Genomic DNA, 8,677 nt, shown 5'->3' with positions numbered 1-8,677 from the left:
TACGGTCTGTTATTGGGTGCTTACACCAATATTTGCATCAATCGTTCTCATTAAAAAACCACCTTTGCTACATTTATAGTGCAAAAAAATTAATATACGAAGATTCTAAGTATTATCTATACTGATGGATGTGCTATACCTTAGATATTTGTAGCTGGTACGCGTATTAAAAAATTCAAACGGAGTTCCATCATCTAGAAAAGAGATTCCTTCCATAATTCCAACAGGTTCAACATTACTCAGTCCTAGTAATTTTTGGTCTTCGAAAGTTGAGGAATCGGCCATAATTGATAAAAACGCTTTACTAACGCTCGTATCCAGGGTATCTTCAAGAAACTTAAAAATTGAGCCTTTCGCAATGGCTGGACTTAGTTCAGGGATAGTCTTCACCGGGATATATACAGTTTCGATGGCAATGGCTTTTTCGTCCAGCAAACGAACACGCTTAATTTCATACACATGTTCGTTTTTTGCTAAAAATAAATTTTGTTGTAACTCAGCCGTTGCGACAATGATATTATACGTAATCAATCTTGAAGACATTTTTTGTCCAGAGATATTTAGATTATCCGTTATGTCAAGATTGTTTTCCTTAGACTGAAATAAAGATTGATTTCTAATATATAAAGGATTGACGAACGAACCTGCGCCACGTTTCTTGAATATGATTCCCTGTTGAGCAAGCACATTTAGAATGTTTTTTATTGTACTACGACTAACTTTATAGCTTTGGGCTAATTTTTGTTCGTTAGGTAATTTATTATTAGTAAAATCGCCGTCTAAGATCCGTAATTTTAAATTATGCGAGATATTTTTGTGTGCCAAATTCGTCATGATTTAACTCCTTGTGACAATATTTAGTTTCCGTATTTATGTGAATAATCATACGATGTTATCACCTAATGTTGCGCAATAAGGCATGGTTTTATGTAAAGGCATTCATCAACTGATATTAATATATTTTAGCAAAAAAATAAATTGGACCGTATCATTTTTTAAAAAGGTTGACTTTTTTTGAAAATTGGGTATGATAGTACCGTAAAGAGATTAGTTAAGTAATCTAAATCTCGTTTATGAACGAGCTAGTGTGGTAAGTAATTATTAATTTATCGAAGGAGAGTTAATTTTATGACGGTGGATTACAATTCCAAAGAATATTTATCAAAAGTTGATGCCTGGTGGCGTGCTAGCACCTATCTTTCAGGGGGGATGATGTTCTTAAAGAGCAACCCATTATTTTCAGTCACTAATACACCTATCCAAGCAGATGATATTAAGGTTAAGCCAATCGGACACTGGGGTACAGTTGCAGGACAGAACTTTTTATATGCGCATGCTAACCGTTTGATTAACAAGTTTGATTTGAACATGTTCTACATCGGTGGCCCAGGTCACGGTGGTCAAGTTATGGTTACAAATGCTTATTTAGATGGTTCATACACCGAAGACTATCCCGAAATTACCCAAGACGTTGAAGGTATGTCACGTTTATACAAACGTTTCTCTTTCCCAGGAGGAATTGGTTCACATATGACCGCTCAAACTCCAGGTTCATTGCATGAAGGTGGAGAATTAGGATACTCACTATCTCATGCGGCCGGAGCTATCTTAGATAATCCAGAGCAAGTTGCATTTACTGTTATCGGAGATGGTGAAGTTGAGACTGGACCTGCAATGACTGCTTGGCACTCAATTAAATTTATTAATCCTAAGAACGATGGTGCAGTCTTGCCAATTTTGGATTTAAACGGGTTCAAAATTTCAAATCCAACGATTTTCTCTCGCATGAGCGATGAAGAAATTACTAAGTTCTTTGAAGGTTTGGGCTACTCACCACGTTTCCTTGAAAATGATGATATTCATGATTATATGACATATCATGAAAAGGCAGCGAAGTTGTTTGACCAAGCTATCACTGATATTAAAGATATTCAACGAGACGCTCGTGAAAATGGTCGTTATCAAGATGGCGAAGTTGCTGCCTGGCCTGTTGTAATTGCTCGACTACCAAAGGGTTGGGGTGGCCCAACACATAATCCAGCCGGCGAACCAATTGAAAGTTCATTCCGTGCTCACCAAGTACCACTTGGTTTGTCTCAAAAGAACTTAAAAGAACTTCCTGAATTTGAAAAATGGATGAATTCATATAAGCCAGAAGAATTGTTCAATGCAGATGGTTCTTTGAAGGCAGAAGTTGCAGAGTTTGCACCAAAGGGTGATAAGCGAATGGCAATGAACCCAGTTGCCAATGGTGGACGTCGTTTCGGAGATAAGGCAGAAGTACTTAATTTACCAAGTTGGAAAGACTTCACGAATGATATTAACGCATCAAATCGTGGAACTGAGTTGCCAGATGGTAACCGCAACATGGATATGAATGTTCTTTCAGGATTCTTTGCTAAAGTTGCTACAAATAATCCACACACATTCCGGATCTTTGGTCCTGATGAAACGATGTCAAACCGTCTCTGGGACATGTTCAAAGTTTCAAACCGTCAATGGATGGAAGAAATTAAGGAACCAAATGATCAATATGAAGCTCCAGAGGGTCGTATTTTGGACGCTCAATTATCTGAACATCAAGCCGAAGGATGGCTCGAAGGTTATACTTTAACTGGACGTACTGGTGTTTTTGCATCATATGAATCATTCCTTCGCGTAGTTGATTCAATGATTACTCAACACTTTAAGTGGATTCGTCAAGCCGCTGAACAACCATGGCGGAATGACTATCCATCATTGAATTTGATTTCAACTTCGACTGTATTCCAACAAGATCACAATGGATATACTCACCAAGATCCAGGTATTTTGACACACTTGGCTGAAAAGAAATCAGATTATGTTCGTCAATATCTACCAGCAGACGCAAACACATTACTTGCTGTATTTGATCGTGCATTTACTGAACGTCATAAGTTGAATCATATTGTTGCTTCAAAACAACCACGTCAACAATGGTTCTCAGTCGATGAAGCAGAAGAACTTGCTAATGAAGGTTTGAAAACGATTGACTGGGCTTCAACAGTTGCTGAAGGTGAAGATGCCGACATTATCTTTGCTTCATCAGGTGTGGAACCTACAATTGAGTCACTAGCTGCTCTTCACTTGGTTAATGACGCATTCCCATCAGTTAAGATGCGTTATGTTAACGTTGTTGAAATCAACCGTCTTCAAAAGAAGAATGGCAAGTTAAACGCAGAACGTTCGTTGAGTGACGCTGACTTTAGCAAATTCTTTGGCCAATCAGGAACACCTGTATTATTCGGATTCCATGGTTATGAAGACTTAGTTGAATCGATGTTCTATCAACGTGGACATGATGGACTACACGTTCATGGTTATCGCGAAGATGGTGACATTACAACCGCTTACGACATGCGTGTTTATTCTGAGTTGGATCGTTTCCATCAAGCTAAAGACGCTGTTGATACGTTACGCGCTAAAGGTGTTATTTCGGATACAGATGCACAAGCATTTGATAAGAAAATGGATGATATTTTAGCTAAGCATTTCGATGTTACCCGTAACCAAGGTCGCGATATTGAAGAATTTACCGACTGGAAATGGACTGCATTAAAATAGTTTAGTTTCACTTTTTGATAATTTATAGTTTTTGAGGCTCGTTCCGTTTGACGGAGCGGGCTTTTTTGATTCAATTAAAAAAGAATGGGCTATTTAGGTGATAAGGATAAGTGGGCACCTAATAATAGACAGTTTGAAGCGTAAAAGTTCTAGTGATAAGTTTTTATAATTAGGAAGTCAAATAGTGATTTTAGTCAAGCGGGCTGCTACATTGGAGTTGTTCGAAGATATTATTTCATAAGGATCAGCGATAGAATTTTTCTAAAAAAATGGTAATTGCATAAAGAAGAAATTCTCAAGTTATTGAAAATTTTGACCTTATGTCCAAGGATAAATGTCGGAAATTACCGCTGATGAAATCGGAGCTATAGAGATGTTACTTGATAGTGGCCGGCGCAAGCTCGTTAGCAATTTTTAGTAATAAGGAAGATGTTGAAAATATTAAAGAACTACTTTATGAAAATATCAAAATTAGTGAAAAGGCAGAGCCAGTCAGTTTAATTCATGAGATTATTAAATGATTATGTTTTTAGTATTTTTGTTGAAAAAGTTAATAGTGTCCGAGGTTAGACCAAATTTTGGCCAATTAAAATGAGCTTCGCTCCTTCAGGGTGTGAAGCTCACTTTTTAGCGCTAAAATATAGTTGAGAGTACCTCGATAATCTTGCCTGTTTGCGTTACGATGGATAACTAAAAATAACTGTATTAATATAATTAAAAATAGTTCCTTGTATGATTAGAAAGAAAAAACGATTAATATAAATGCTAAGATAAAATCATTTGCCCAAAGTACTAAATTTTTTGCTACGAGTAGCCACATGAGTTTATAATGATTAATTTAAATTTTTTATTGGATTTATCATAGATGTTATATGCATTTCCATTAATTTTTTTGCTTCTTCAAGATTTGGAGTTTTCATGGTGGAAGCAATTAGTTCGTGGTATAAAGCTGCTTTTGTACGCATATCAGAAAATGATGAATATTTGTTCGTTGAAACTTTCTTGTTCTTGGAATAAAAATTAGCTGTGGGATTGCCGTTTATGTTAAGAACGTTCTTATAATCATTAATACTTTGTGCTTTAGCAATATGAGCATTGACTAAACCATATGTAATTATCGTAATGCCAATTATATAGAATATTCTCGTTATTTTATTAAGCATTCAGTTTTACCTCCAAAAAGTATTTTATTATGCCTATTAAAAGAAAAATAATAGCATTTAAAGAAAGCGATTTCAATAAAATATGAAGAATAATTTACTTTTTAGTTTGCCAACAAGGTACTCGAAGAACATCCATTGGTCACAATTTTCCAACCAAAGTTCTGCAAAAATCACCTAATTTACCAGGTGGTTCGTTCCACAATTAGTGTCCGTAGTAAGGGACAATTTAAAAAATGGATATTGATTATTTGATGATATACTTTGAAATTGAAGGGGGGATATTATGACTGATTTAGCGACACGAATCGTTACTTTTTTATCTCAAAAAGATGAGTATATTGAAGCACACACTTTAGCAGAAAAGTTAGGAGTATCCTCAAAAACAATTTATCGGACGATCAAGAAAATTAATCAGGATAAGGAAATTATTAAATCTCAACGGGGGTTGGGATATCTGATTGATGATCAAAACTTTGATGAGGGGACGGCCGAAAATGTTAATCGATTGACTGCTCGAACCTATTCAATTGCCATTCACGTACTTTTCTCTCAGCCTAAAAAATTACGATTTTTAGATATTGCGGATAAATTTTATATCTCAGAATCGGCAATGACGAATGAGTTAAGAAAAATGGAAGGAATTCTGACTAAATTTGATTTACAAGTTTTCCGAAAAAATGGGTTTATCAATGTTGAGGGAACGGAACTAAAGATTCGGCAAGCGTTGAACTTTTTGTTGATTCGAAAAGGGGATGTTTCCAAAGGATTTGACTCTGTTGCAGAAATATTTCCATCAATTGCAAAACAAGATAAAGAATTTCTGATTTCGCAGATTACTCTAATTCAAGAAGAACTAAATGTAACTCTGGTTGATCCGTATACATTGAATGTCTTTTCTCATTTATACATCATGATGGAGCGAATTAGTTCAATGCCGAAGTCCGAAGAAAAGCCAATTTTTGATGTGAGTGCGGTCGAAAACGAAGACTTCTACGAAACATCGAGAATAATTATTGAAAATATTTCCATGCACATTGGACAGCCGATTGACTCGGATGAAATCTTATATCTGACGCAATATCTTAAATCTCTGCGATATATTAATAATGATTTAGACGATTTAGATGATATTAATAACGTCGGGATGAAGTTCAATAAGACGGTGTTAGATTTTGCCGAAAACATTGTTGAAAACTACCAATTCGATAAAAAAGTTAATAAAAAACGGTTATTGATGGATCTCTGTGGACATCTTCAACCAATGTTAAATCGAATCGAGTCTAATCTAGCAGTTGTTAATCCCCTTGTGAAGGATATTAAGAATACCTATAAGACAGAGTTTGAAAATTTAAAGGCAATTATTGATAAATACACCCTGGATAAATATCAACTGAGAATTTCTGAAGATGAGATTGCATTTATCACGCTTTATATCGTTAAGGCGATTGAGGAAAGCTATCAAAGTAGCCGAGTGCTGGTGATGTGCTCAAGTGGCATTGGGACGGCACAATTGATCAAAACAAAGTTGTTAAATGCAATTCCAAATTTGAACGTCACGGACGTAATTTCTTCTTACAGTTATTTAAAAAATATGAAGAAGTATAACGAAAACGCGGATTTAATCGTTAGTACCGTGGCTATTCCAAATGAAAGCCCCATCCCCATCGTATTGGTTAGTCCACTATTAAATGAACTGGATTTAAGAAGGGTCAAGGCATTTTTAGATGATTAAAGTTGAATATGTTGAGCTTAAGCAACAAATTAAATCTGACGTCGTCAATGAAGAGATTAGTCGTCAGGTCGAAATATTCTTTGGTATTAACGCTAAAGAGGCACTGGCTTCGATTGAAAAACGCAATTTATCCGGAACGACCAAGATCGAAAAAGACTTTTATTTGCCACATGTTGAAACTAACGCACAGGAGCAGGGGATTCTTTTGATACACTATTACGATTTGAATAACACGAAGCAGACGGCTTTAGTAATGGTGGTAAATAGTCGTAATCCGGATAAAAAATTAGAAGAGATAATGGGAATCCTACTGAATTCAAAGAATATAAATAAAATGAAGCATTGCAACAGTAATGAAGAATTTCGAAGGTTGATCCAAGAGGGGGATTAAAAATGTTGGATGAAGAAATTGTACTACTAGACCTTAAGGCTGAGAATCAAACGGATGCTTTGGAAAAAATTGCTGATGCTCTGTATGAAAAAGGGATCGTTAAGGATTCTTACAAAAATGCAGTTGTCAATCGTGAAAAAGATTATCCGACGGGACTTCAAACGCCAATTATCGGGGTAGCGATTCCCCATACAGATGCTGAACATGTTAATAAATCACAAATTGCGGTTGCGAGGTTGAAGGATCCCGTCCACTTTTTGCAAATGGGTGATGGAGAAGATGTATCAGCAAAGTTGATCTTCATGCTGGCTTTAAAGGAGGCCCATGCACAACTAGAGGTGCTCCAAAAGTTGGTTGCGTTGATTCAAGACGAAGAGGCTGTTAAGAGCTTACTAAATTTGGATGATCCGCATCAAATTACTCAAAAATTAATTGATTATGGTCTTTAAACTTGGAGGAGAAATATTATGGCAATCATTAAATGGCTACTGAATGCAGGACCAACTGTATTTTTACCAATGTTATTGTTTGTATTTGCACTTGTTTTAAGAATTAAACCGGGAAGAGCCTTCAAGACGGCTTTAACGGTCGGAATTGGTTTTATTGGATTGAATTTGGTAATTAATTTGTTGACGGATAACCTAGGACCGGCAGCACAAGCGATGGTAAAAAACTTTCATCTTAGTTTGACAACGATTGATGTTGGGTGGCCAGCTGCTTCAGCAATTTCTTATGGAACAACGCTTGGAAGTTTAGCAATTCCGATCGGTGTATTATTGAACGTTGTTTTGTTAATAATTGGACTAACCAAAACACTAGATGTCGATTTATGGAACTATTGGCACATTGCTTTTACCGGTTCTTTGGTCTACGCCGCGACAAATAACTTTGCCTTAGGAATGGTTACGATGGTTGTTCACGCAATGTGGATCTATTTCTTGGCAGACTTGGCGGCACCAACGATTCAAAAACATTATGGATTAGAAGGAATTTCATTTCCCCAAGGAGCTTCAGCGCCCGGATTCGTTTTGGCTTTACCAATCAATTGGTTACTAGATCGAATCCCTGGTGTGAAAAATATTCATTGGACACCAGAAACGATTCAAAAGAAGCTCGGAATTTTCGGAGATTCATCAGTTATGGGGTTAATCATTGGACTTGTAATTGGGTTGTTAGCGCGTTATGATTTCACCAAAACATTGAACCTAGGAATTTCGACCGCGGCGGTTTTAATCTTAATGCCTCGGATGGTCGCACTCTTAATGGAAGGTTTACAACCAATTTCCGAAGCGGCTAACGCACTGGTTCAAAAGAAATTTCCTGGTCGTAATTTGTACATTGGAATGGATTCAGCCTTAGCCGTTGGGCAAGAGGCGGTGCTATCTGCTTCACTGATTCTAGTGCCAGTCTCATTGTTGATCGCGGTCATTTTACCAGGAAATACCGTGTTACCTTTTGGTGATTTAGCGACAATTCCATTTATGATGGCCGTCATGGCAGCTGTTTTTGGTGGGAACGTCTTTCGGATTGTAATTGGTGGAATTATTGATATTTCGATCTCACTGCTAATTGCATCCTGGGCCGCACCGCTACTCACGATTACTGCCAAATCGGCGCATTTCGCAATGAATGGTGCTTCATCAATTTCAATTCTCTCTGATGGTGGTACTTGGACGACTCTAATGATTGTTGGTTTGGGTAAGATTATGACTTGGCCGGGGATCATTGGCTTGGGACTAATAGCTCTAGGATTGATGACATGGCTTAACAAGTTTCATGATAAAAAGGCAAAAAGTTTAGATTAAA

8 protein-coding genes are annotated in these 8,677 nt (G+C 36.8%); 6 read left to right on the top strand and 2 right to left on the bottom strand.

Going from position 1 to position 8,677, the window contains the following annotated elements; genetic code table 11:
* Window positions 1-105: 105 nt before the first annotated feature.
* Window positions 106-834: a GntR family transcriptional regulator gene (locus tag IV81_RS07040; protein ID WP_057803688.1), complete on the bottom strand. Its 729-nt coding sequence runs from the start codon at window positions 832-834 to the stop codon at window positions 106-108.
* A 294-nt stretch (window positions 835-1,128) separates the two neighbouring features.
* On the opposite strand from IV81_RS07040, the gene IV81_RS07035 reads away from it, so the two are divergent.
* Window positions 1,129-3,585, top strand: coding sequence for a phosphoketolase family protein (locus IV81_RS07035; protein WP_057803686.1), 2,457 nt, complete (start codon window positions 1,129-1,131; stop codon window positions 3,583-3,585).
* Between the two features lie 380 nt (window positions 3,586-3,965).
* A complete protein-coding gene (locus IV81_RS09350) occupies window positions 3,966-4,106 on the top strand; it encodes a hypothetical protein (RefSeq protein WP_162257320.1) in 141 nt (46 codons plus the stop codon).
* A gap of 312 nt (window positions 4,107-4,418) precedes the next feature.
* Here the strand turns inward: IV81_RS09350 and IV81_RS07030 are convergent, their stop codons facing one another.
* Complete coding sequence (locus tag IV81_RS07030; RefSeq protein ID WP_057803684.1) at window positions 4,419-4,748, bottom strand: hypothetical protein; 330 nt, start codon at window positions 4,746-4,748, stop codon at window positions 4,419-4,421.
* Between the two features lie 283 nt (window positions 4,749-5,031).
* Between IV81_RS07030 and IV81_RS07025 the strand changes: the two genes are divergently transcribed.
* Genes IV81_RS07025 through IV81_RS07010 form a run of 4 tightly spaced genes read left to right on the top strand, consistent with a single transcriptional unit; the run spans window position 5,032 to window position 8,676 of the window.
* Window positions 5,032-6,480, top strand: a complete 1,449-nt coding sequence (locus tag IV81_RS07025) for a BglG family transcription antiterminator (protein WP_057803681.1) — start codon at window positions 5,032-5,034, stop codon at window positions 6,478-6,480.
* Window positions 6,473-6,871, top strand: a complete 399-nt coding sequence (locus tag IV81_RS07020; RefSeq protein ID WP_057803679.1) for a PTS sugar transporter subunit IIA — start codon at window positions 6,473-6,475, stop codon at window positions 6,869-6,871. The genes IV81_RS07025 and IV81_RS07020 overlap by 8 nt, the downstream gene beginning before the upstream one ends.
* A gap of 2 nt (window positions 6,872-6,873) precedes the next feature.
* Complete coding sequence (locus IV81_RS07015; protein ID WP_057803677.1) at window positions 6,874-7,320, top strand: PTS sugar transporter subunit IIA; 447 nt, start codon at window positions 6,874-6,876, stop codon at window positions 7,318-7,320.
* A gap of 18 nt (window positions 7,321-7,338) precedes the next feature.
* Complete coding sequence (locus IV81_RS07010; RefSeq protein WP_057803675.1) at window positions 7,339-8,676, top strand: PTS galactitol transporter subunit IIC; 1,338 nt, start codon at window positions 7,339-7,341, stop codon at window positions 8,674-8,676.
* The last annotated feature ends 1 nt before the right edge of the window (window position 8,677 follow it).

This window comes from Pediococcus stilesii, assembly GCF_001437075.1.
Classification (GTDB): Bacteria; Bacillota; Bacilli; order Lactobacillales; family Lactobacillaceae; genus Pediococcus; species Pediococcus stilesii.
This window is presented reverse-complemented; position numbering and strand designations above follow the sequence as displayed.